At 69.6% G+C, this 24,355-nt stretch carries 21 protein-coding genes; 14 read left to right on the top strand and 7 right to left on the bottom strand.

Annotated elements, in window-relative coordinates:
* Positions 1-31 precede the first annotated feature (31 nt).
* Positions 32-1,054, bottom strand: coding sequence for a LacI family DNA-binding transcriptional regulator (locus ACT3SQ_RS13860; RefSeq protein WP_444601217.1), 1,023 nt, complete (start codon positions 1,052-1,054; stop codon positions 32-34).
* A gap of 163 nt (positions 1,055-1,217) precedes the next feature.
* Between ACT3SQ_RS13860 and ACT3SQ_RS13855 the strand changes: the two genes are divergently transcribed.
* Positions 1,218-1,877, top strand: a complete 660-nt coding sequence (locus ACT3SQ_RS13855) for a hypothetical protein (protein WP_444601216.1) — start codon at positions 1,218-1,220, stop codon at positions 1,875-1,877.
* Between the two features lie 34 nt (positions 1,878-1,911).
* On the opposite strand, the gene ACT3SQ_RS13850 is transcribed toward ACT3SQ_RS13855, so the two are convergent.
* Genes ACT3SQ_RS13850 through ACT3SQ_RS13840 form a run of 3 tightly spaced genes read right to left on the bottom strand, consistent with a single transcriptional unit; the run spans position 1,912 to position 4,488 of the window.
* Positions 1,912-2,541 (bottom strand): dihydrofolate reductase, encoded by a 630-nt coding sequence (locus tag ACT3SQ_RS13850; protein WP_345075578.1) that lies wholly within the window; start codon positions 2,539-2,541, stop codon positions 1,912-1,914.
* Entirely contained in the window at positions 2,538-3,341 is an 804-nt protein-coding gene (locus ACT3SQ_RS13845; protein WP_444601215.1) for a thymidylate synthase, read from the bottom strand. Before ACT3SQ_RS13845 ends, ACT3SQ_RS13850 begins: the two co-directional genes overlap by 4 nt.
* Positions 3,342-3,345: 4 nt before the next feature.
* Entirely contained in the window at positions 3,346-4,488 is a 1,143-nt protein-coding gene (locus tag ACT3SQ_RS13840; RefSeq protein ID WP_444601214.1) for a LacI family DNA-binding transcriptional regulator, read from the bottom strand.
* A 720-nt stretch (positions 4,489-5,208) separates the two neighbouring features.
* On the opposite strand from ACT3SQ_RS13840, the gene arfA reads away from it, so the two are divergent.
* From arfA to ACT3SQ_RS13815, 5 genes are all read left to right on the top strand, one after another.
* Positions 5,209-6,729 (top strand): arabinosylfuranosidase ArfA, encoded by a 1,521-nt coding sequence (gene arfA / locus ACT3SQ_RS13835; protein ID WP_444601213.1) that lies wholly within the window; start codon positions 5,209-5,211, stop codon positions 6,727-6,729.
* Positions 6,730-6,773: 44 nt separating this feature from the next.
* Complete coding sequence (locus ACT3SQ_RS13830) at positions 6,774-8,408, top strand: alpha-N-arabinofuranosidase (RefSeq protein ID WP_444601212.1); 1,635 nt, start codon at positions 6,774-6,776, stop codon at positions 8,406-8,408.
* Positions 8,409-8,626: 218 nt separating this feature from the next.
* Complete coding sequence (locus tag ACT3SQ_RS13825; RefSeq protein WP_444599475.1) at positions 8,627-8,968, top strand: ArsR/SmtB family transcription factor; 342 nt, start codon at positions 8,627-8,629, stop codon at positions 8,966-8,968.
* Positions 8,969-8,999: 31 nt separating this feature from the next.
* The gene (locus ACT3SQ_RS13820) at positions 9,000-9,497 is read left to right on the top strand and encodes an SRPBCC family protein (protein ID WP_444599476.1); all 498 of its coding nucleotides are present in this window, start codon (positions 9,000-9,002) and stop codon (positions 9,495-9,497) included.
* Positions 9,494-10,147, top strand: a complete 654-nt coding sequence (locus ACT3SQ_RS13815) for a TIGR03086 family protein (RefSeq protein ID WP_444601211.1) — start codon at positions 9,494-9,496, stop codon at positions 10,145-10,147. Before ACT3SQ_RS13820 ends, ACT3SQ_RS13815 begins: the two co-directional genes overlap by 4 nt.
* 164 nt (positions 10,148-10,311) lie before the next feature.
* Here the strand turns inward: ACT3SQ_RS13815 and ACT3SQ_RS13810 are convergent, their stop codons facing one another.
* The 3 genes from ACT3SQ_RS13810 to ACT3SQ_RS13800 are packed head-to-tail and all read right to left on the bottom strand — an operon-like array spanning position 10,312 to position 14,650.
* Entirely contained in the window at positions 10,312-11,121 is an 810-nt protein-coding gene (locus ACT3SQ_RS13810; protein WP_444599478.1) for a rhamnogalacturonan acetylesterase, read from the bottom strand.
* 2 nt (positions 11,122-11,123) lie between these two features.
* On the bottom strand, positions 11,124-13,088 hold the full coding sequence (locus ACT3SQ_RS13805; protein ID WP_444599479.1) for a DUF6807 family protein: 1,965 nt from the start codon (positions 13,086-13,088) through the stop codon (positions 11,124-11,126).
* Positions 13,088-14,650 (bottom strand): family 43 glycosylhydrolase, encoded by a 1,563-nt coding sequence (locus tag ACT3SQ_RS13800; protein ID WP_444599480.1) that lies wholly within the window; start codon positions 14,648-14,650, stop codon positions 13,088-13,090. Before ACT3SQ_RS13800 ends, ACT3SQ_RS13805 begins: the two co-directional genes overlap by 1 nt.
* Positions 14,651-15,168: 518 nt before the next feature.
* Here ACT3SQ_RS13800 and ACT3SQ_RS13795 point away from each other — a divergent pair.
* The 8 genes from ACT3SQ_RS13795 (at position 15,169) to ACT3SQ_RS13760 (ending at position 24,344) form a co-directional block, all read left to right on the top strand.
* On the top strand, positions 15,169-16,179 hold the full coding sequence (locus ACT3SQ_RS13795) for an ABC transporter permease (protein ID WP_444599481.1): 1,011 nt from the start codon (positions 15,169-15,171) through the stop codon (positions 16,177-16,179).
* Positions 16,179-16,916 (top strand): DUF624 domain-containing protein, encoded by a 738-nt coding sequence (locus ACT3SQ_RS13790; RefSeq protein WP_444599482.1) that lies wholly within the window; start codon positions 16,179-16,181, stop codon positions 16,914-16,916. The genes ACT3SQ_RS13795 and ACT3SQ_RS13790 overlap by 1 nt, the downstream gene beginning before the upstream one ends.
* On the top strand, positions 16,913-18,430 hold the full coding sequence (locus ACT3SQ_RS13785; protein ID WP_444601210.1) for an extracellular solute-binding protein: 1,518 nt from the start codon (positions 16,913-16,915) through the stop codon (positions 18,428-18,430). The genes ACT3SQ_RS13790 and ACT3SQ_RS13785 overlap by 4 nt, the downstream gene beginning before the upstream one ends.
* 132 nt (positions 18,431-18,562) lie before the next feature.
* On the top strand, positions 18,563-19,849 hold the full coding sequence (locus ACT3SQ_RS13780) for a glycoside hydrolase family 28 protein (protein WP_444599484.1): 1,287 nt from the start codon (positions 18,563-18,565) through the stop codon (positions 19,847-19,849).
* Complete coding sequence (locus tag ACT3SQ_RS13775; protein WP_444599485.1) at positions 19,842-20,369, top strand: hypothetical protein; 528 nt, start codon at positions 19,842-19,844, stop codon at positions 20,367-20,369. Before ACT3SQ_RS13780 ends, ACT3SQ_RS13775 begins: the two co-directional genes overlap by 8 nt.
* Positions 20,366-21,334 (top strand): carbohydrate ABC transporter permease, encoded by a 969-nt coding sequence (locus tag ACT3SQ_RS13770; RefSeq protein WP_444599486.1) that lies wholly within the window; start codon positions 20,366-20,368, stop codon positions 21,332-21,334. The genes ACT3SQ_RS13775 and ACT3SQ_RS13770 overlap by 4 nt, the downstream gene beginning before the upstream one ends.
* A 38-nt stretch (positions 21,335-21,372) precedes the next feature.
* Entirely contained in the window at positions 21,373-22,335 is a 963-nt protein-coding gene (locus tag ACT3SQ_RS13765; protein WP_441445198.1) for a dienelactone hydrolase family protein, read from the top strand.
* Between the two features lie 323 nt (positions 22,336-22,658).
* Entirely contained in the window at positions 22,659-24,344 is a 1,686-nt protein-coding gene (locus tag ACT3SQ_RS13760; RefSeq protein ID WP_441445199.1) for a ribonuclease J, read from the top strand.
* Positions 24,345-24,355: the final 11 nt, after the last annotated feature.

Genomic DNA, 24,355 nt, shown 5'->3' with positions numbered 1-24,355 from the left:
CATTGGCACCAGACGACGGCTCCCGACCAGGTCAGTGGGTGCGTTCAGGGAGGGTCGAGCGGCGCACCACCAGGCGCGGCGGCAGCGTGCTGGGCGTCCCTGGCGGCGGCTCTCGGTCCTCGAGCATGCACAGCAGGCGCTCGAGGGCGAGGCGTCCCAGCTCGGCGAAGGGTTGGGCGACAGTGGTCAGCGAGGGGATCTGGAACTCCGCTCCCATCGTGTTGTCGAAGCCCACCACCGCGACCTCCTCCGGCACTCGCAGGCCGTGCTCGTGCAGGGCGTGGAGCACGCCGATCGCCATCATGTCGTTCGCCGCGAAGATCGCGTCCGGCAGTCCGCTGCGCACCAGCTCGCTGGCGAGCTCGTAGCCGGAGCGCGGGGTCCAGTCCCCGGGGCCCACGACCGTTCCGTCCAGGCCATGCAGGGCGAGGGCCTGCTCGAACCCCTCGCGCCGGGCGCAGGCGTCGCACCAGTCCTGGGGGCCCGCGATATGCGCCACTGAGCGCACTCCGGTGCGAGCCAGGTGCTCGATGACCTGGTGTGCTCCGAGGTGCTGGTCCACCCCCACGACCTGGACCTCCGGGTTCCGGGCCGGCACCGCGGTGACGGCGACGACGGGGGTCGAGCGTGACAGCGAGGCGACCGCCGGGACCATGCCTTCATGGGCGGCGACCACCAGGATGCCGTCCACACCGGTGCCCAGCAGCTCGGCTCCGATCTGGGGGCTGCTGTCTGCGTCGGGACCGACGGTGGTCAGCAGCATCGAGTAGCCGGCTCGACGTGCAGCGGCCTCGATGGCGGTGGTCGTCTCCGTCGGCCCGAACAGGGAGGAGCCGTCGTTGAGCAGCCCGATCAGGGAGGAGCGCGTGGTTTTCAGCGCTCTGGCCGCGCGGTTGCGGGTGTAGCCCAGCTCGGAGATCGCTGCGAGCACGCGGGCACGGGTGTCCGGGCGCACGATCTGCGGTTCGTTGAGCACTCGCGAGACGGTCTGGTAGGAGACCCCGGCGCGGCCGGCGACATCCGCCATGGAGGGGCGGCGCAGGGTGGGAGCCACGGGGATATCTCCTTTCCAGGACGGGGTATATGGGCTGCAGGTGAGGCGGTGGCCTGCAAGATCGATTCACATCAGAGCAACGTGCCGTCGCGCCCCGGTCCGGCGATATGTCCGTTGCTGATTCGTGACCCGCAACGGCCTCGGAGGGGTGACACACGGGCATGTGAACGTTAGCATTCGAGGCGTTCTGGTCCCGGCCGGCACCGCTGTCCTCCAGGAGCTCGGAAAGCTCGAGACCACGGGGGAGGCGCCCCTGCTGAACACCCGGACGCACGATGCCTACCTCACGGAACTCGAGAGGGTCTCCGCTCACTCCGGGGTCTACGAGCTCACGGCCAGGACCGAGCGAAGTGCAGGTTCCGTCGGCGTCACCCTGCTGGTGGCGCGGATCGAGGAAGTCCTCTCTGACGTCGAGGGCCTGGTGACAGAGATGTTCGGCCCGGCGGGGCTGGTGGTGGAGTACGACGACCCGTCCGACGTCCTCGACCTGGCGGCGAGACTTCCGGGCCAGCTCACGGCGACCCTCATCGGAGACGAGGACGAGGAAGACCTGGAGCTCTCGCGAGAGCTCCTTCCCCTCTTGCGCGAGAGGGCCGGGCGCCTGCTGTGGAACGAATGGCCGACGGGCGTCTCCGTCACCCACGCCCAGCAGCATGGCGGCCCCTATCCCGCGACCACCGCACCGACCACGACATCGGTCGGCACCGCGGCGATCTCGCGGTTCCAGCGGCCGGTGGCCTATCAGAACTTCCCCGAGGTGCTGCTCCCCGAGCCCCTGAGGGATGCGAACCCGCTGGGAGTGCCCCAACGGGTCGACGGGTGAGGACCACCGTGCGGCGGGGTGAGGGAAGCGCAGCTCAGCGCCGGTAGCTGAGGACCCGGTAGCGGGTGCCGCTGGCCGCCTCGTGCCAGCCGCCGGCGGGATCGGACACTGCAGCATCGGTGGCGGCAAGGTGGAAGGCCGACGGGATCTCCGGGGCAGTGGTGTCCCCGTCGACCTCGAGGTCGATCTCGGTGACCACCAGCAGGTCGGCCTCCGCGATCGCCTCGCGGTAGACCGCGCCGCCGCCGATCACCCAGATCATCGGGCTGGCGGCGTCCGGGCGGGCAGCGTGCGGGGCGGGAGGCGTGCCCGCCTCGTCGGCGAGCACCTCGCGCGCGATCCGGAGGGCATCGGGCAGGCTCCGTGCCCGCACCGCACCGGCCTCCGCGAAGGCATCATCACGGGTGATGACGACATTGGTGCGGCCCGGCAGCGGCCGGAACTTCTCAGGGAACGACTGCCAGGTGCGCCGGCCCATCACCACCGGGGAGCCCTTCGTGGTGCGGGAGAAGTGCTTCAGGTCTTCCGGCAGGTGCCAGGGCATGGTGCCGCCGGCGCCGATCACGCCGTCCCGAGCCTGCGCCCAGATCAGACCGATCTGCGGAGCGACGACTCGCGGCGGCGCCGCACCGTCGGCCTTCGTGCTCTCGCCCGCTGTGCTCACACCGCCACCGGGGCCTTGATGCCCTTGTGGTGCTGGTAGTCGAGGATCTCGAAGTCCTCGAGCTCGTAGTCGAAGATCGACTCCGGCCGGCGCGCGATCCGCAGCGTCGGGGACGGGAACGCATCGCGCCCGAGCTGCCGGGTGACCTGCTCGTGGTGGTTGTCGTAGATGTGGCAGTCCCCGCCGGTCCAGATGAAGTCCCCGACCTCGAGGTCGGTCTGCTGGGCGATCATGTGCGTCAGCAGCGCATAGCTCGCGATGTTGAAGGGCACCCCGAGGAACAGGTCGGCGCTGCGCTGGTACAGCTGGCAGGAGAGCTTCCCGTCGTGCACCTCGAACTGGAAGAGCGCGTGGCAGGGGGCGAGCGCCATCTTCGGGATCTCCGCCGGGTTCCAGGCCGAGACGATGAGTCGCCGCGAGTCGGGATTGGTGCGGATCTGCTCGATGACGTCGCTGATCTGGTCGATCACCCCGCCGTCCGGGCTGGGCCAGGAGCGCCACTGCGCGCCGTAGACCGGGCCGAGGTCGCCGTTCTCGTCGGCCCATTCATCCCAGATGGTCACCCCGCGCTCCTGCAGCCAGCGCACATTGGTGTCGCCGCGCAGGAACCACAGCAGCTCGAGGATGATCGAGCGGGTGTGCACCCGTTTGGTGGTGATCAGCGGGAAGCCCTCGGAGAGGTCGAAGCGGATCTGCTTGCCGAACAGGCTGCGGGTGCCGGTGCCGGTGCGGTCGCTCTTGGCGTTGCCGGTCTCCATGACCTCGCGCAGCAGGTCCTCGTAGGGGGTGGGGACGGTCATCGCGTCACTCCTTCTCGGGGCGGTCAGTGGTCATGGCTGCAGTTACTGGAACTCCGGCTGCGGGAGCCTCAGCGGCGGGAGTTTCGGCGGCGGCGAGCGTCGAGCCGCGCACCACGAGCGAGTACGGGGTGTCGACCACGCGCGGCGGGCCGTCATAGCCCAGAATCCGCTCTCCGAGCAGGTCCAAGGTGGTGCGGACGAGGGCGGCTTTGTCCGGCGAGATCGTGGTCAGCGGCGGCGACGCGTACGGGGCATCGGGGGTGTCGTCGTAACCGGTGACAGCGACGTCCTCCGGGACGCGGCGCCCCTGGCGGCGCAGGGCGGCGAGCGCGCCGATCGCCAGCTCGTCGTTGCCGCAGACGAGTCCGTCCACCTCCGGCATCCGCTCCAGCAGCGCGTTCGCGGCAGCGAAGCCGTCGGGCCGGTGCCAGGCATCCACCGCCTGCACCACGGCGTCGTCGGCGCGCAGGCCGTGCTCGCGCAGGGCGGCGAGGAAGCCGTCGCGGCGCAGGGAGCCCGAGCTGTGCGGCTGCAGGCCCTGGGCGGTGTCGATCTTGCCGATGAACGCGAGGTGCCGGCGCCCCGTCTCGATCAGGTGCGAGGTCGCCTCGGAGGAAGCACTCGCATTGTCGATGCGCACATAGTCGCAGCCCTCGGGGAGCTTCTCGGGCAGGTGCTCCCCGATGAACACCGTGGGCTGGGTGGTGCGCTCCATCCGCGCGAAGTGCTCCTCCTCCAGGAGCAGCGGATTGAAGATCACGCCGTCGCCGAACACCTGCTTGAACCCCTCGAGCACGGTGCGCTCCGCCTCACGCCCCGCAGAGGTCGAGTGCAGGACGACGGTCTGCCCGCGGTCCTGCGCCTCGTCGATGAAGTGCTGCGCCAGATCGGAGAAGTACGAGAAGGCCAGGGAGGGCACCGCGAGGGTGATCATCTTGGAGGCGCCGGTGCGCAGCTGGCGGGCGGCCACCTGGGGCCGGTAGCCGACCTGCAGGATCGCCTCGCGCACCTTCTCGCGGGTGGAGTCGCGCACGTGGGGATAGTCGTTGACCACGTTGGAAACTGTCTTGATGGAGACGCCCGCGAGCTCGGCGACATCGCGCAGCGCAGGAGGGCGACGCTGGCCGGAGGTGGAGCGCGGGGACATGGGGTCGATTCTCGCATTGACGGGTCGGCCGCGGCTCTCGCCACTCACAGGTCACATCATCGCGCCGCGCCGCGCCGCCCCGCCCCGGCCCGGCGCGGCCTGGCCCGTCCAGACCGGCGCGACCCGGGCCCGGCGCGGCCCGCGACCTCGACACGCACGGCCCACCCGCCCAGAACACCGACTCCTGCCGATTCTGCAAGGGATCGGTGTTCTCGGAGCGCGTGTCGGGGGAGAGGCGGGCCTGGAGTGAGCGCGGCTGCCGGGGGTGCGTGCCGAGTACGTGCTGGAGCGTCCGACCTGCTCGGCTGCGGGGCGGGCGCGGGTTATCCGGTCGGCACGCCCGGCACCACCCGCGCAGAACACGGATCCCTGCCGATTCTGCGAGGGATCGGTGTTCTCGGCGCGCGTGTCGGCGAGGTGGGGAGGTGTGCGAGGAGGTGGGGAGACGTGCGGGGAGGCGGGGACGCGTGCGGGAAGGTTGGGACGCGTGCGGGGAGACAGGGAGGGGCGGGAAGGCGCGCGGGGCGGGGGAGGGGCCGGCCTGGGCGAGACCCGGCCTCGCCCTGGCCGGATACGCGTCGATGACCGGATACGCGTTGGCCACCGGATACGCGTTGACGCCGTGACGCCGCTGTGGAAAGCTTCTTCCAACGTTGTAGAAGTAGCCGTCGCATTGTTGCGAGTACCGCTTCCCCTCCCTCATGAAGGACGCAGACACCGATGTCATCGCAGGTCACCCTCACTCTGAACCCCGCCTTCCGGGTCGCTCCCGTGCGCCGCCGCACCTTCGGCGCCTTCGTCGAGCATCTCGGCCGCTGCGTCTACACCGGCATCTTCGAGCCGGACCACCCCGAGGCTGACGAGGACGGGTTCCGTACCGACGTCCTCGCGCTCACCCGCGAGCTCGGCGTGAGCTCCGTGCGCTACCCGGGCGGCAACTTCGTCTCCGGCTACAAGTGGGAGGACGGCGTGGGCCCGGTCGAGGACCGTCCTGCCCGTCATGACCTCGCCTGGCACTCGACCGATCCCAACACGGTGGGTCTGGATGAGTTCATGGCCTGGGCGAAGAAGGCGGATGTTGAGCCGATGTACGCGATCAACCTCGGCACCCGCGGCGTCGAGGAGGCGCTCGACGTGCTCCAGTACGCGAATGCGCCTGAGGGCATCGCGCTCTCGGATCAGCGCGCCGCCAACGGTCACCCCGAGTCTCACGGCATCCGCATGTGGTGCCTGGGCAACGAGATGGACGGCCCCTGGCAGACCGGCCACAAGACCGCTGAGGAGTACGCGCGCATCGCCACCGAGGCCGCCCGCGCCATGCGCCAGGAGGACCCGGATCTCGAGCTCATCGCCTGCGGCTCCTCGAGCTCCTCGATGGAGACCTTCGCGGCCTGGGAGAGCACGGTCCTCACCGAGGCCTACGACCACGTCGACATGATCTCCGCGCACGCCTACTACGCGGAGAAGGACGGCGACCAGGCCTCCTTCCTCGCCTCGGCGGACGACATGGACCACTTCATCGACGCGGTCGTCGCGACCGCTGATCACGTGCGTGCGAAGCTCAAGCGCGAGAAGCACATCATGGTCAGCTTCGACGAGTGGAACGTCTGGTACCAGCACCGCGCCGAGTCCCGTCCCCCGAGCGGGGATGACTGGCCGGTCGCGCCGGTGCTGCTCGAGGACACCTACAACGCGATGGACGCGGTGGTCTTCGGCAACCTGCTGATCTCGCTGCTGCGCCACAGCGACCGCGTCGCCTCGGCCTCCCTCGCCCAGCTGGTCAATGTGATCGCCCCGATCATGACCGAGCCCGGCGGTGCGGCCTGGAAGCAGACCACCTTCCACCCCTTCGCGCTCACCTCCCAGCACGCCCGCGGCGAGGTTCTCGACGTGCGCCTCGCGGCGCCGACCTTCGAGAACGCCCGCTTCGGCACCAGCTCCGCGGCCGACGCCGTCGCGACCTGGGACGAGGAGGACGGCGCGCTCTCCGTGTTCGTCGTCAACCGCGGCACCACCGAGGAGCTCTCGCTGGATGCGGATCTCTCCTCCTTCGGCGACCTCGAGGTCGTCGAGGCCGTGACCCTGCACCACGAGGACCCCTACGCGGCCAACACCAAGGACGCCCCGGAGACCGTGGCCCCGCAGGCCAACGACTCCGTGCGCCTCGAGGATGGCCGCCTGGTCGGAGCGCTGCCCGCGATCTCCTGGTCGCTCGTGCGTCTCGCCCGCCGCTCGGCCTGATCTGACCCCGCCCCCGCTTCCACATTTCTGCCTCAGGAGCACCCATGACCGACTCCGTCCCCACTCTCGCCTCCGACCTCACCTCCGCGCTCACCGCGACCACCCCCGGCTCCCGCGCGAGCGGCTCGACCGGCCCGTCGGCCGCCCGCACCGACGGCCCCGCCCGCGTGGTCGTGGACCTCGACCTGCCCGGCGCGACCATCAGCCGCCACCTCTACGGCCACTTCGCCGAGCACCTCGGCCGCTGCATCTACGAGGGCTTCTACGTGGGCGAGGACTCCGAGATCCCCAACACCCGCGGCATCCGCGATGACGTGGTCGCGGCGCTGCGCGCCCTGCAGATCCCGAACCTGCGCTGGCCCGGCGGCTGCTTCGCCGACGACTACCACTGGAAGGACGGCATCGGCCCGCGCGAGCAGCGCCCCCAGATGGTCAACTCCCACTGGGGCGACATCGTCGAGGACAACTCCTTCGGCACCCACGAGTTCATGGACCTCGTCGAGCTGCTGGGCACCGAGGCGTACGTCAACGGCAACGTCGGCTCCGGCACCGTGCGCGAGATGAGCGAGTGGATCGAGTACCTCACCCGCGCGGACGACTCCCCGATGGCGGCCCTGCGCCGCGAGAACGGCCGCGACGAGCCGTGGAAGGTGCCCTACTTCGGCATCGGCAACGAGGCCTGGGGCTGCGGCGGAAACATGCGCGCCGAGGACTACGCCGCGCTCGCCCGCCAGTACTCCACCTACGTGCGCGACCACGCCGGCAACGAGGTCACCCGCATCGCCGCCGGCGCTAGCGACCACGACTACGCCTGGACCGAGGCGCTCATGCGCGCCGCGACCAACCTCGACAAGCGCGAGGGCAAGGCAGGCCCCTACCAGGCGATCTCGATGCACTACTACACGATGTCCGGGCCCTGGTCCGACAAGGGCGCCGCCACCGAATTCACCGAAGAGGAGTGGTACCGCACCCTCTCGCGCGCCGCGCACGCCGAGGAGCTCGTGGCCCGCCACGCGACCGTCATGGATCACTACGACCCGCACAAGAAGGTGGGCCTGGTCTTCGACGAGTGGGGCACCTGGTGGAACGTGGAGCCCGGTACCAACCCAGGCTTCCTGTACCAGCAGAACACGGTGCGCGATGCGCTCGTGGCGAGCATCCACTTCGATGGCTTCCACCGCCACGCGGATCGCCTGATCATGGCCAACATCGCGCAGACCGTGAACGTGCTGCAGGCGATGATCCTCACCGATCCCGACACCGGCGCGCTCGTGCTCACCCCGACCTATCACGTGTTCGAGATGAACTCCGGGCACCACGACGCCAAGGCGCTCGCCGCCCACGTGCTGCTGCCCGAGGAGACTACCGAGGTCGACGGCCGCAAGCTGCCGATGATCTCCGCCTCCGCCTCGACCACGGGGGAGACGGCGCTGGTCTCGCTGTCGAACCTGGATCACGCGGAGCCGCGCACCCTGGTGCTGGACCTGCGCGGACGCAGCGTCACCGGGCACACCGCCCGCGTCCTCACCGGCGCGAGCTCTGCCGCGCACAACACCCCCGAGCAGCCCGACGCGGTCGCCCCGGCGCCGCTCACCGACGTGCGCGAGCACGAGCGCGGCCTTGAGATCACCCTGCCCCCGCACTCCTTCGCCACGGTGGAGCTCCAGCTGGGGGAGTGATGCCGCGGGCCCTGAGCTCGTGGGATAGAGGAGACCGATCAGCATCCCCTCTGAGCTGTCGCTCAGCGCATCGCGCAGCGACAGTTCAGAGGGGATGCTGCATGCAGGCGCCGGCCACCAGCATCCTGCGATCAACCAAAGGGTTGAATAAGGGGTATCTGAGGCGTAGAGTCCGGTTATCAACCATCCGGTTGATCACAGGTCGGAGAAAGGGAGGGATGGACGACACCACCCTGTCGAGAGCCTTCGCCGCTCTCGCAGATCCCACCCGGAGAGACCTCGTCTCCCGCCTCACCCTCGGCGACGCCTCCGTCGGTGAGCTGGCCGCTCCGTACGACATGTCCCTGCAGGCCGTGAGCAAGCACATCGCGGTCCTCGAATCGGCCGGGCTCGTCACCCGTCGACGCGACGCACAGCGGCGCCCCGTGCACCTCGACGCCGAGGTGCTGGGGGAGCTGACCCACTGGATCGATCGCCATCGCCGCGCCGCTGAGGCCCGGCTGTCCCGCCTCGATGCCGTCCTGCACGCCACCGACCCGGCGAGCTCCGCCACCACCTGACCGCCAGTACAGAGAACCAGGAGCACCAGCCATGACCACCTCCGACCGTCTCACCACTGCCACCATCGAGGCCGATGTCGAGGTCCCCCTGATCCGCATCGTCCGGGACTTCCACGCCTTGCCCGCGCAGGTCCTGCGTGCCCACACCGACCCCGAGCTCTACGCCCGCTGGGTGGGGCCCGAGAACCTCTCCACCCGGATCGACCACTGGGATGCGCGCACCGGCGGCGCGTACGCCTTCACCAATATCGGGCCGGACGGCGAGGAGTACTCCTTCCACGGCAGCTTCCATGAGGTCACCGAGGACCGCATCGTCCAGACCTTCACCTACGACGGCTGGCCCGAGGGAGTCTCCCTGGAGACGATGCGCGTCGAGGACCTCGGAGACGGCTGGACCCGCATGCGCAGCCAGTCCCTCTTCGACTCCTTCGAAGGTCGCAACGGGATGCTCGAAAGCGGCATGGACGTCGGCATCCACGAGGGCTACACGGCGCTGGACGCCCTGCTCGAGGGAGCGGACCGCAGATGAGCACGCCCCTGGCCCAGTTTCTGCCGGCGGAGAAGTACGGAGTGATCGCCGAGATGTTCACCAGGGTCGTCCACGGGGTGAGGGACCGGGACGCTCCCACCCCGGTGGTGGAGTGGCGGGCCCGCGACGTCGTCGGCCATCTGACCACCTGGCTGCCCGCGATGATCCACGGCGGCTCGGCGTTCCGCTTCGACCAGCTGCCGCCCGCCGAGACGGATCCCGTCGGCGCCTGGACATCGCTCGACGCGCAGCTCCGGACGCTCTTCGCGGATCCCTCCGCGGGCCGGCACCTCCACTCGAACCCCCATACGGGAACGGACCGGCCCCTGCCCGGGGTGATTGACGAATTCTTCACCGGGGATGTCTTCTTCCACACCTGGGATCTCGCCCGCTCCTCGGGGCAGGATGATCGCCTCGACCCCGGCATGGTTCACGACGCCTTCACCGGGATGAGCGCTGCCGAGGACTTCCTGCGCCCCACCGGCCAGTTCGGACAGCAGCAGAGCGTCCCGGCCGACGCCACCGAGCAGGAGAGGCTGTTCGCTTTCCTGGGCCGTGATCCGCGGTGGTCGCCGCCGCGCTCCTTCGCCACCGTAGAGCTCCAGCTGGGGGGGGTGACGTCGCGGGCCCGTGAGCCCGTGAGCCCGTGAGCCTGTGGGGCAGAGGTGACTGACCGGTATCCCCTCTGAGCTGTCGCTCAGCGCATCGCGCAGCGACAGCTCAGAGGGGATGCTCATGCGGGCGCCAGCTCCTGACAGCGTGCAAGGCACCGGCGGCGTTCGCCTGCCGCTATCTCCTGCCAGCCATGGAGCGCTCAGCCCCAGGAGCCCCGCCCGCCCCGGCAGCCCCCGCCACCCCCCGCCACCCCGGCAGCCCCAACAGCCCCGCCCGCCCCAGCAGCGCTCAGCCGCTGCAGGAGCGGCGCGAGCAGCTCGGCCACGATCTCTGCGACAGCGATCGCGCCGTCGATCGAGAAGTGGGTGTTGTCCTCGATGCCCTCGGGATAGAGGTCGCTCACTCCCCCCGGGAGCTGGGTGAACAGCTGCCGTGAGGGCTCCTCCCCGAGCGTCGTGATCAGCGCGCGGGTGCGCGACTGGAGGTCCAGCAGCGGCACGTCGAAGGTCTCGGACAGGGCCAGCACCGCGGTGGGGTGCTCGCCGTGGGTGCGCAGCAGCTTCCCGCCCTCGTAATGGCGCCTGGCCACCGGGGTGCACAGCACCGGGTGCGCTCCGAGAGCCCGCACCTCCGCGATCATCCGGGCGAGGTTCTCGGTGTACCCCTCCCAGGCGGCGAGGTGCTCATGCTTCTGGTCGTTGTGCCCGAACTGGAGGAGCACCAGGTCGCCGGTCGCCGTCGCATCGAGCACCGCCGACCACAGCCCCTCGGCGCGATGGGATTCGGTGGTCGCGCCGTTCTTGGCCAGGTCGATGACGTGCAGCGCAGTCGCTACCGCCCCGTCGGCCGCTGCGCCCCCGTGCAGCAGCGCGCAGCGCGCCGTCAGCGCGGCACCCAGATGCGCGCCCCAACCGGACATCGGATAGGCCGTGGCGACATAGGGCGCGACGGTGGAGTCGCCGGCGAGCACGATCCGGCGCCGACGGGCCGCGGGAAGGACCTGTCTCATGCTCAGGCCTCCCGCACGGCGGTGGGCATCGCATCGAGCAGCCCGGGGACCTCGTCGATCGTCACCTTGCGGTCCAGGAGCAGCATCTGCAGCGAGATCTCGAGGGTTTCGCCGAGGGGCACCTCGCGGGCTTCGTCCCAGGCGAGGCTGGGGCCGACGCCCACATAGTCCGAGGCGCGCACGAACCAGGGATCGATCCGGCGCTGCCCCTCCGCGCCCTGCACCATCACCACGCTGGACCAGGCATTGCCGTGCCGGCGCTGGATCACCAAGGCCGCGCCGCTGGAGCCATGGGCGAGGGCCTCGCCCGCTCCCTCCTGCACCAGGACCCGGGTCTCGTCCGCGCCGGGCAGGCGCCAGAACAGCCCTCCGTATCCCGCGCCGGGACGACCGCGGGTGGCGGGGCTGGTCAGGTGCAATGGCTCGGCACCGGGAGTGAGGACGCTGTGCCAGGTCATGGCCCAGCCGCGCTCCGCGGGCAGCAGCATCGCGGAGAGCGTGCGCTGCTCGGTGAGCAGGTCGTGGCCCTCGTGGGAGAGCCAGGCGATCTGCGACGTCAACGAGCTGCCGTCCGGGGACGCGCCGGTCGCCTGCACCTGCTGGGTGCCGTGGTTGGACAGCAGGGTCGAACCGCGGCCCTCGACGAAGGTCCGGCCGCCCCAGTAGGTGGTGCCGTTGACGTCGGGCAGGGCGAGGGAGACGCCGTAGTGGTGGCGGTGATCCACGGGCGTGACCACTGTCGTCGGCCGCCCGTCGAGCGTGCGCACCGGGTGCAGATGCGGGCGCGGGCTGTGCACTGGCACCATCGCGCTGCCGTCCACGGCGGTGCTGAGCAGGGTGCGGCCGTGCTTGAGGTTCCAGGCACCGTTCTCCTGCATCCAGACCAGCGGGGAGCGGTCGAGCTCATGGCGAGGCTGCTCGGCGATGGCCGGCACCGCCTGCATGGAGGGGGCCCGGGACGGGGGTACCCGCCCGGTGCTGTCGCCGACCAGCAGCCGGGGGGTGAGCAGCGCATGCTCGGTGGGTTCCGGGGCGCTGCTCGGGTCCAGCTGCCGGTGCAGCAGCGACCAGGCGACGGCTCCGGTGTCGAGCTCCTCCTGGTCGACGGTGGTCAGCGTGGGTACCGCGAAACGGGACAGCTCGATCCCGTCGAAGCCGGTGACGGAGAGGTCACCGGGGACATCGACGCCGAACTGGTTCAGCCGGGCGAGGAGTCCGAAGGCAACGAGGTCGTTGAAGGCGAGCACGGCGGTGGCCCCGCTCTCCAGCACCTGTTCGGCCACGCGGTGACCGGCGGTCATGGTGGCCCCGCCGAGGATGGTGCGGATGCTGAGGGCAGGGCGGGTGTCTGCGAGGGCGTTCAGTGCGCTGAGCCGCTCCTGATGGGCCGCGCTGCGGGGCGGGCCGGAGACGTACAGCAGATCGCGATGGCCCAGTGCCTCCAGATGCCGCACCAGCTGGGACATGCCGCTGGCGTAGTCGATGCCCACGCTCGCGATCCGGGGATCCTCGAGGCTGCGGTTCAGGACCACCACGGGGGCGATCTCCGGGACCAGCGCCTCGAGCTCGAGCTCGTTCATGCGCGGTGCCACCAGCACCACCGCATCGCATTGGCGCCGGGCATCGCGGGCGATGCCGGCCTCCCGCTCCGGGGTCGACGCCTCGGCGACCAGCACCCCGTAGCCGTCGGCCTCCGCCGCGCGGGTGAGGCTGCGCAGGACGCTCTGGAACATCGGGTTGCCGAGATCGGGGATCACCAGGGACACGGTCATGGTGCGGCCGGTCGAGAGATAGCGGGCGGTGAGATTGGGGCGGTACTGCAGGCGGTCGGCCGCCTCCCGCACCCGGGCACCGATGCCGGGGTCGACGGAGGTGCGGCCGTTGAGGACCCGGGAGACGGTCGCGCGGGAGACGCCGGCGGCCTCGGCGACCTGCGTGATGGTCGGGCCCCCGCTGCTGCGTGCCATCAGATCTCACGTCCTTCTCGACCGACGGTGACCGCGCCGAAGCGCGCGCCGCGCTCGGTGAGTCCATGGTGCACCATGCTGCCCACCGAGGCGAAGAGCCCCACCTCGGCGCCGACCCAGTGGCCCTTGGTGGCCTGCCACTCCTCGAGCAGCACCTGCTGCTCGGCCAAGAGCCGGATCCGACCGGCCTCGTCGCAGTCCATCTGCAGCTGCACCGACACCGGGGTCCCGGGCTCCTCGGTGAGCAGGCGGTGGACGGTGAGCGTCTCGTCGACCTCATTCTCCGCCATGGTCCCATGCACGAGCTCGACCCGGCCGCCCTCGCGGCGCAGCCCTGCCCAGGCGTAGCTCAGCCCGAGCACCACCAGGCCGGCCCGTTCGGCACCGATCTGCTCGCCCGACGAGGCGGCGGGGAGCTCGAGCGTGACCGTCCAGGTCGAGGGCTGGCCGGGCAGCTGCTGCGCGAGGATGGCGCCGAGGTCCCGCAGGTCCCCCCGAGGGCTCGGAGCGAACGCGAGGTCGAGCCGGCCCTCTCCGCAGCGTGCCCAGGAGGGCTGCGGGTTCGCCTGCCAGTGCCAGCGCGGGTGGAGCTCGACAGCCGTGCCCCCAGCAGTGAAGGAGTCGGAGCGGCTGGGTTCGCGATAGACGTCCAGCTCGCCGGCCGGGCCGGGGCCCGGGGGCACCAGCGCGACCGGGCGCCCGCGGACCTCGTCGATGCTCTCGCCCATATGAGGCCAGCCGTCCTCGTCGAAGCGGACCGGTTGCACATGGGTGACCCGGCCGAAGACACCGCGGTCCTGGAAGTGGAGGAACCACCAGCGGCCCTCGATGTCATCCACCAGGGCCCCCTGGTGGGGGCCGTTGACGGGGGTCGAGTCCTGCTCGAGCACGATCCGATGCTCGTAGGGACCCTCGATCGAGCGTGCGCGGAAGACGACCTGGTACCCGTCGGCCACCCCGCCGGCGGGTGCGAAGATCCAGTACCAGCCGTCCTTCCGGTAGGCCTTGGGGCCCTCGAGCGTGAGCATGCCGGGGAGCTCGGCGCCGTCGATCACCACCTGGGACGGGGACAGTGCGGCGGTGAGATCCGGGGTGACCTCGAGCAGGGAGAGGCGGTTCTTGACGCCAGCCCGCGAGCGGGCCCAGCCGTGCACCAGATAGGCGCGGCCGTCCTCGTCCCACAGCGGGCAGGGGTCGATCAGGCCGCGACCTGCCAGCAGCAGCCGCGGAGCGCTCCACGGGCCCGCCGGGTGCGGGGCGTCGAGCACGAAGATGCCGTGGTCCGGATCGGGGTACACGATGTGGAAGGTGCCCGCGTGCTCGCGGATGCTGGGGGCCCACACCCCGCTGCCCCGACGGGGGAGGGCGTAGTGATCGGCGGGCTCCAGCGCCGGCAGCGCGTTGGTGACGTGCTCCCAGTCCACCAGGTTGTGCGAGCGCAGCACGGGCAGGCCCGGGGCACGATGGAAGCTGGAGGCGATCATCCAGTAGTCCGCGCCGACGCGGATGACATCTGGATCGGGCCAGTCCGCGTCGAGGACGGGATTCGAACGGTGCTCCAACTGCACTCCTCCATAGGGGTGGGGTCGACATCGACCCCGGGGCGTGATCAGGGGTGGGCCTGCGTGCTGCGAGACGCAGCCCGAACGTCCGACCGACGGGCGGGGCCGGTGGGACGGGACGGCGCGACGCGCCTCTGCGCCGGGCGGGCCGACGCCCGAACCGCCCACTGTGAGACCGCTCCACGAGCAGTGCGTGAAACCTGCGGGGAACCGATTTCCAGACCCTTGGTCGCACACAGTACCAGCACTGCGGAGGGGCCGCGAGAGGGGGCGGCTGCCGCATCGACGATGCAGATCGGTGAGCGAGACTGAACTGTGGCCATCGCCTGACCTGCAGAGACGCTGAGCTTCTGGGTGCGAATCCACGGAGTGCTCAGGAATTCTTCCCGCGACCGTGTTGACAGTCGCGTGAACCCACCCCACACTTGGGGCTCGACGGGATACCGGTTTCCGATAGAGCGGTTTCCCGCCCTGACTCACCGTCCCGACCCGCCCTCGACGAAGAGCAAGGATGGCCAATGGTGGCTGACTCCGTGATCGATCCTCGGGCGAGCTCCTCCGTGCTCGATGCCCCGGATGCTGCCTCGCCCTCCAGCGCCGGCCCTGGCCGCGCTCCGCTGCGCCGCCGGACCCTGGCCGCGAAGATGTGGCGGCACCGTGCGCTCTACCTGATGGCGCTTCCCGGCATCGTGTACTTCCTGGTGTTCAAGTACCTGCCGATGGGCGGGCTGATCATCTCGTTCCAGGACTACAAGCCGTTCCTCGGCATCATGGGCAGCCCCTGGGTCGGCTTCGAGCACTTCGTGCGCCTGTTCACGCAGGACACCTTCTTCATGCTCCTGCGCAACACGCTGCTGCTCTCGCTGCTGCTGATGCTGATCTCGTTCCCGGTGCCGATCGTGCTCTCGCTGCTGCTGAACGAGCTGCGGGGCCGGTTCTTCAAGCGCAGCATCCAGACCATCATCTACATCCCGCACTTCATGTCCTGGGTGATCGTGGTGTCCCTGTTCTACGTGATGCTCACGACCGACGGCGGGGCGATCAACAACCTCCTCGTCTCCCTCGGCGCTGAGCCGATCGGCTTCCTCACCGATCCCGACTGGCTGCGCCCGATGTACGTCTTCCAGCACGTGTGGCGCACCGCCGGCTGGGGAACCATCGTCTACCTCGCGGCGCTGACCGCCGTGGACATGGCGCTCTACGAGGCCTCGGAGATCGACGGCGCGAACCGCTGGCAGCAGACCTGGCACATCACCCTGCCGGCGATCCGCCCCACCATCATCGTGCTGTTCATCCTCTCGATCGGTGACTTCCTCGAGCTCGGCTTCGAGCACATGTTCCTGCTCCTGAACTCGATGAACCGCGAGGTCGGGGAAATCTTCGACACCTTCGTCTACACCGCAGGCATCCAGAACGGCCAGCTCAGCTTCGCCACGGCCGTGGGCCTGTTCAAGGGCCTGGTGGGACTGATCCTGGTGATCGGCGCGAACTCGCTGGCCAAGAAGTTCGGCGAAGAGGGCGTCTACTGATGTTCGGCTTCGAGCAGTTCCTGGCGATCAACCGCCGCCTGACCGGCTTCTGGCGGCTGGCCTGGCTGAACCTGCTGTGGATCGCCGTGACCGTGCTCGGTCTCGGAGTGCTCGGGGTGGGGCCGGCCAGCTACGCGATGGCGAAGTACCTCCACCGCTGGTTCCGCTACGGGGAGACCCCACCATCCACGCGGACCTTCTTCCGCTACGCCCGGGAGCTGCGCTGGCAGCCCGTGCTGGTGGGCGGGGTCCTGCTGCTCGCGGGCGGGGTGATCCTCGTGAACCTCGTGAGCCTCAGCGACTGGTACCTGAGGGCTGCGAACCTGCTGGCCCTGGCCGTGCTGTGGATCATCTGCGCCTACGTCTTCACCGTCCTGGCGGCGCTCGACGTGAAGGGCCTGCGAGCCCAGCTGACCAGCGCCCTGCTGCTCGGGCTCGGCTCCCTCCACTGGACGATCATCGGCACCACCGCGGTGGTGATCGGCTACGCGCTGATGCTCCGCTTCGCACTTCCCCTGCTGGCGATGTTCGGGGTGGCTCTGCCGGCCGCCGTCTTCGCCGCCATCTGCTCGCGGATCCTCCGCGACCTCGAGCCCGCCGCGGCCGAGGACCCCGCTGTGCTTGCTGTCCCTGCGCGGACCATCGCGCATCCCGTGCAGCGCACCGACGCGCTCACGCCGCACCTGGCTTCGGCCTCCGACCAGGTGCACCCCCTCCGGAAAGGAACCCCAGCATGATCTCTCGCAGGAATCTCCTCCAGTCCGCTCCCGTCGCGGCGGCCGGCGCGCTCGCGCTGTCCGCCTGTGGCGGCACCTCCGGCGGCAGCGGCGGCGGGGAGGGCGGCGCCGACAGCCCGCTCTCCTGGATGGCGCTGCTGCACACCCCCACCACCCCTGAGGCCAGCGGGCCGGTGCAGTCCGGGCTGACCGAGGCGCTCGGCCAGGAGTTCGAGATCCAGTGGGTGCCGGACGCCTCCAAGGAGGAGAAGATGAACGCGGCGCTCGCCTCGGGCTCCGTCTCGGACATCACCTCCATCTCCAACCTCACCAACTCGAGCATCCGCAGCGGCGTGACCTCCGGGCTGTTCTGGGACGTCGAGCCGTTCCTGGGCGAGTTCGAGAACCTCAAGAACATCGATCCGAAGATCATCGAGGCCGCCCGCCTCGACGGGGTCCTGTACGGAGTGCCCTTCCAGAAGATCCTCGCCCGCTACGGCGTGCTGGTGCGCCAGGACTGGCTCGACGCGCTCGGGCTCGAGGTCCCCCACACCATCGAGGAGCTGGGCGAGGTCGCCAAGGCCTTCGCCGCAGGCGATCCGACCGGCACCGGCGCCTCTGTCACCGGGTTCATCGACCGCGAGGAGAGCTTCAAGGTGGGCTTCCGCTCGCTGGCCGGGTACTTCGGCGCCGGCGAGACCTTCCAGCTGGACGAGGCCGCGGGGAAGATCATCCCGGCCTGCATCTCCGACCCCTGGAAGGAGGCCATGGAGTGGTACCAGGGCGTCTATGCCGCGGGCGGCGTGAACCAGGAGTTCATCACCACCCAGAAGCAGAACCAGCAGCAGGCGATCGCCCAGGACAAGGGCGGCATCGTCGTCACCGGCCTGTTCGAGGCCAAGAACTATGTCGCGCTCGCTGAGTCGATCAACCCCGACACCAAGGTCAAGTGGACCCTGATCAACGACATCACCCACGGGGACGTCCCGCGCCGCATCATCTCCGACACCGGTGGCGGCATGGGTGGCCTGTTCTCGATCTCCACCCAGTCCGTGAAGACCGAGGACGACGTGCGCCGGGTGCTGGCCTTCGCCGACGGGCTGATGAACGAAGAGGCCCACAACCTGATGACCAACGGCGTCGAGGGCGTCCACTACGAGATCGACGCCGACGGCGCCGTGAACACCATCGACCAGGCGCTGTGGGAGCAGGAGGTCCAGCCGTACTCGAGCTCCCGCCTGGCCGAGAACGCGTTCACCTACAAGTCCTCGAACCCGTACGTGAACCTCGCCAACGAGATGATGGCCGAGAGCTCCGAGTACGCAGTCACCAACCCGGTGCAGTCGATGAACTCGGAGACCTTCAACACCCAGTGGGCCACGATCGAGCAGGGCCTGAACGACACCTACAACAAGTTCATGATGGGCGCGGCCACGATGGCCGACTACGAGGCGGCCATCGAATCCGCTCGCGGCCAGGGCCTGGACGACATCATCGCCGAGTACACCGAGGCGTACGAGCAGTTCAACGGCTGATCCGCGCCGGGACCGGGCCGATCCACGGTCCGGTCCCGCCGCGCCCCCGCCATCCCACGCTGGTCTCCTCCCACCGTCCCACGCTGGCTTCCTCCCGCCATCCCACCCATGAAAGGGCCCGCCGTGACTCTCATGTCGTCCCCCCAGGACACCGCCGACATCGCTCCGGCGACCACCTGGCTGCAGCGTGCGATCGATGAGGCCGCGGCCGTCGGCGGCGGTCAGGTCCGCGTTCCCGCGGGAGTCCACCGCACCGGTGCGCTGCGCCTGCGCAGCGGCATCGATCTGCACCTCGAGGCGGGTGCGGTCCTGCAGTTCGTGCCGGATCCGGCGCTGTATCCCGCGGTCGATGCGCGGTGGGAGGGCGCCGTGGGGATCGTGCACTCGCCCTGCCTCTACGCCCACGGCGAGAAGGACATCGCGATCACGGGCCTGGGCGCCATCGACGGGGCGGGGGAGGCCTGGTGGGACACCTTCCGCGACCGCCGCGAGGAGCTCGCCCATCCCCGACCCACCCTGATCGGACTGCATGAGTGTGAGCGGGTCACGATCAAGGACGTCGCCCTGCGCAACTCCCCGGCCTGGACGGTGCACCCCGCGCTCTGCGAGGACGTCACCATCTCCGGGATCAGCATCCGCAACCCTGCGGACTCCCCGAACACGGACGGCATCAACCCGGAGTCCTGCCGCAACGTGCGCATCAGCGACTGCCACATCGACGTGGGCGATGACTGCATCGCCATCAAAGCCGGCACCGAGCGCACCCCGCACCGGGTCGCCACCGAGAACGTCACCGTCACCGGCTGCACCATGGTCCGCGGTCACGGCGGAGTGGTGATCGGCAGCGAGATGAGCGGCGGCGTGCGCAACGTCGTGATCAGCAACTGCATCTTCCAGGGCACCGACCGCGGCATCCGCCTGAAGACCCGCCGAGACCGCGGGGGAGTGGTCGAGAACCTGCGCGTGACCAACATCGTGATGGACGACGTGCTGTGCCCGATCACCGTCAATCCCTTCTACTTCTGCGGGCCCGACGGCAAGGACCCGCACGTCGGCGATCGCGAGGCGCGCCCGGTCGACGCCGGCACCCCGCAGCTGCGCTCCCTGCACCTGGCCCATCTCACCGCCACCAACGTGCACGCTTCCGCCGGGCACATCTTCGGGTTGCCGGAGGCCCCGCTGGAGGACTTCAGCATGCATGACGTGAGCATCAGCTTCGCTGCCGATCCGCGTGCCGCCGCCCCGGAGATGGCGCTGGACGTCCCCGAGCGAGTCCGTTCCGGGATCGAGCTCGGCTTCGTCTCGGGCGGCGAGCTCAGCCGGGTGCGGGTGCGGGGGGCCGACGGTCCCGCAGTCCACACCACCTCATGCACCGACCTCGAGCTCGACGTCAGGGGGAACGATGTCCACCATGGCTGAGCCGCGCCGCACTGGCCGACCTTCCCATCCTTCCCGCACTGGCCGGCCTTCCCGCTCCTCCCGCCCCTCCCGCACCGCGGAGCAGGCTGCCCCGCGGGTATCCCGCACCGCCGAGCTCTGGCTGGTCGGGATCGGGATGGCCCTGTCCTTCGTGGCCCTGGGCGGCTTCGCCCTGGTGATGAACCAGATCGATATGGCCACCTTCGAGCAGGTCGTGATGCCGGCGCTGGTCGGGGCCGAGGCTGATTCCGGTCTCGGCGTCGCAGAGGCTCATGAGCTGGCCCGCACCCTCGCGGCGTGGTTCTCCATCACCCTGATCGCGGTGCTGCTGCTGTCGGCGATCGGCTGGTTCGTGGCCCGTCGGCGCCCCTGGCGGCGCACTGCCGGCTGGTGGATCCTCGCCGCCGGCCTCGCCTGCCTGCTGGGCAGCCAGCTGATCCTGTTCCCTCTTGCCTTCATCTTCTTCGTCGCCGCCGGCTTCTTCGCCCTTCGACCGGTCACGGATGGGAGCCCCTCATGACCACCACGCAGTCCGCCACCACCTCGCCCGTCCAGGCCGTCCTGGCCACCGACCCCCCGCCCCGCCGTCGCCGCCGCCGGGACGACGCCCCGAAGCTGCGACCGTTGACGCGCGGCGAGCAGGTGTTCCGGGTGGTCAACGTGACGATCCTGACGGGCTTCGCGCTGATCTGCGCGATCCCCTTCGTGCACGTCATCGGCAGCTCCTTCGCGACCCCCGGTGAACTCGCCACCAGCAACTTCCTGCTGATCCCGCGCGAGTTCACCCTCGACGCGTACCGCTACATCCTCTCCACCCCCACCATCTTCCGGGCGATCGGGGTCTCGACGATCGTGACCGTGGGCGGCACCTTCCTGAGCTTGGTGGTGACCTCCCTGATGGCCTATGCGCTCGCCAAGCCGTACCTGCTGGGGCGGCGCGCGATCAACTTCATGGTCGTGTTCACGATGCTGTTCAGCGGCGGCATGATCCCCACCTTCATCGTGGTCACCAAGCTGGGACTGCTGGATTCGCTGTGGTCGCTGGTGCTGCCGGTGCTGATCAACGCCTTCAACTTCGTGATCATGCGGAACTTCTTCTCCGGCATCCCGGAGAGCCTTGAGGAGTCCGCCCGCATCGACGGCTGCTCCGAGCTGGGGGTGTTCCTGCGGATCGTGCTGCCGCTGTCGGTCGCCTCGATCGCGACCATCGGCCTGTTCTACGGCGTGACCTACTGGAACACGTACATGCACGCCGTGCTCTACATCAACGACTCCTCGAAGTGGCCGATCCAGGTGCTGCTGCGCCAGATCGTCATCGTCTCCAGCGGCGTGAACGCGGATTCCACGGCGGTCGACGTGGTGCCGCCGGCCCAGTCGGTGAAGATGGCCGTCATCGCCGTGGCGACTCTGCCGATGCTCCTGGTCTACCCCTTCATCCAGCGCTTCTTCGTCAAGGGCGCCCTGATCGGTTCGGTCAAGGGCTGAGCGCGGTGGGGAGAGCCGGAGTAAGCGGAGCCGAGGCGATGGCTGCTGAGCAACAGCGGGAGCACCTGCGCACGCTGCTCGGCCTGCCTGGATTGCCTGGCCTGCCTGGATCGTCCCGACTGCAGAGCCCCGACCCCGAGGCCGGCGAGACAGCGCGCCTCGATTCCCTCCCGTCGACCCCGTCGACCGGAGCCCCCGAAGAGGTGCACGTGCGCACCGCCGAGGGTGTCTCGATCCCGGCCTTCCTCCTGCGCCCCGCCCCGGAGCTCGCCAACGGTGCCGGGGTGGTGCTGATCGCGGGGCACGCCCGCGGCATCGATGACCTGGTGCGCACCGACCCGACCGACGAGTACCACGAGGGCCTCGCGCACAAGCTGGTGCGGGCCGGGCTCACGGTGCTGTGCCCGGAGATGATCAGCTTCGGCCGTCGACGCTTCCCCCGTGCGGAGGGCGCCGAGCCCTACGAGCTGGCCGAGAACTCCTGCGGCATCGATGCCGCTCGCCTGCTTCTGCACGGCCGTCCGGTGATGGGCCAGCGGGTGGCCGACGCGCTCGCCGCCGTGCAGGCTCTGCGGCAGCTGCCCGGGGTGGATCCCGGACGGGTGGGCATCGCCGGCGGATCCGGGGGCGGGGCGGTCTCGCTCCTGCTCGCCGCCGCGGACCCGTCGATTGCTGGAGCCCTGGTCGCGACGTATTTCTGCAGCTTCGAGGCGAGCCTCTGCTCGATCCGGCACTGCCCCTGCAACATCATCCCGGGCCTCCTGCCCGAGCTCGAGATGGCGGACATCGCCGCCCTCGTCGCCCCGCGTCCGCTGATCCTGGAGGCGGGGGAGCGGGACCACATCTTCCCGATCGCGGCGACGAGGGAGTCTTTCGCGCTTCTCGCCCCGGCATGGGAGGCGCACGGCGCTGTCCCTCCCGAGCTCGTGGTCACCGACGGCGGTCACGCCTTCCGTGCGGAGCGCTCCCTCGACGCACTGGTGCAGGCGCTCACGGTCTGAACCCCGCACCGTCTGAACCCCGCACCGTCTGAACCCCGCACACAGGGCGCGGCGCCAGCGCGGCGTCGGCGCGCCATCCCACGACATGTCGCAAGCATCCCCTCTGAGGTGTCGCGTCGCGAAGGCTGCAGCGACACCTCTGAGGGGATACCGACGGGTAACCCGTGCGGATTCGAGATTCTGAACGTGGTCAATCCGGCATGGATGCGGAAATGAGGCGTTCCTGACGTACGTTTAAGGGGTGGACGTTGCTGCGACCTCTGTGACGCGCGCGCCATCAATGACTTGAGACCCTGACCCTTCGACGATGGAGACACCTCCCCATGCCCACCCCCCGCCGTAAGCTCACTGCTCCCCCGCGCCTGCCCCGGAACGGGCTGCGCATCACCGCGCTCGGCGGCCTCGGCGAGGTCGGCCGCAACATGACGGTGTTCGAGTACGCCGGCAAGCTCCTGATCGTCGACTGCGGCGTACTCTTCCCCGAGGAGCACCAGCCCGGCATCGACGTGATCCTGCCGGACTTCACCTCGATCCGCGACCGGCTCGACGACATCGAGGCCATCGTCCTGACCCACGGTCACGAGGACCACATCGGCGGCGTGCCGTACCTGCTCAAGGAGCGGGGCGACATCCCCCTGATCGGCTCCGAGCTGACCCTGGCGTTCATCACCGCGAAGCTCAAGGAGCATCGCATCACCCCCAAGACCATCCAGGTCGAGGCGGGGGAGCACCGGAAGGCTGGCTCGTTCGACCTCGAGTTCGTCGCGGTCAACCACTCGATCCCGGATGCGCTGGCCGTCATGATCCGCACCAAGGCGGGCAGCGTGCTGCACACCGGTGACTTCAAGATGGACCAGTTCCCGCTGGACAACCGCATCACCGACCTGCGTGCCTTCGCGCGTCTGGGCGAGGAGGGTGTGGATCTCTTCCTCACCGACTCCACCAACGCCGAGGTCCCCGGCTTCACGATGTCCGAGCGGGATCTCAACCCGGCCATCGACCAGGTGTTCACCACCTCGCCGCGGCGGATCATCGTCTCGAGCTTCGCCAGCCACGTGCACCGCATCCAGCAGGTGCTCAACGCCGCCCACGCGAATGGCCGCAAGGTCGCCTTCGTCGGCCGCTCCATGGTGCGCAACATGGGGATCGCCCGCGATCTCGGCTACCTCACCATCCCCAAGGGACTGGTCGTCGACTTCCGCAAGATCCAGTCGATGCCCGATCACAAGGTCACGCTGATCTGCACCGGTTCGCAGGGCGAGCCGATGGCGGCGCTGGCCCGCATGGCCAACGGCGACCACCAGATCCAGGTCGGCGAGGGCGACACCGTGCTGATGGCGAGCTCGCTGATCCCGGGCAACGAGAACGCGATCTACGGGATCATCAACAAGCTCACCGATCTCGGCGCGAACATCGTCCACAAGGGCAACGCGAAGGTCCACGTCTCCGGCCACGCGAGCGCGGGCGAGCTCGTGTACTGCTACAACATCGTGCGTCCGAAGAACGTGATGCCGGTGCATGGCGAGTCCAAGCACCTGCACGCCAACGCCGAGCTGGCCCGTCGCACCGGCGTGCCGGAGGACCACATCGTCATCGCGCAGGACGGCTACACCGTCGACCTGATCGACGGCCACGCGAAGATCTCCGGCAAGGTCGAGGCCGGCCTGGTCTACGTCGACGGGCAGACCATCGGCGCCGCCACCGAGGACACCCTCGCCGAGCGTCGCCTGCTCAGCGGCGGCGGCGTCGTGACCGTGGTGGCCCTGATCGATCCCGACACGTACCAGCCGGTCGAGCCGGTCGAGTTCATGACCAAGGGCTTCGTGCATGACAAGCGCACCTTCGACGGTGCGTCGACCCAGGTCAACAAGGCGCTGGCCCGCGCCAAGCAGGACAAGATCGAGGACATCGGCGCGATCGAGAACATCATCGTCGACACCGTCAGCGGCTACCTGCGCCGCACCTACCGCCGCGAGCCCGCCGTCATGGCCGTGGTGGTCGACGCCTGAGCGACGCCTGG

The sequence above is a fragment of the Brachybacterium sp. AOP42-C2-15 genome (genome assembly GCF_052377065.1).
Taxonomy (GTDB): Bacteria; Actinomycetota; Actinomycetes; order Actinomycetales; family Dermabacteraceae; genus Brachybacterium.
This window is presented reverse-complemented; position numbering and strand designations above follow the sequence as displayed.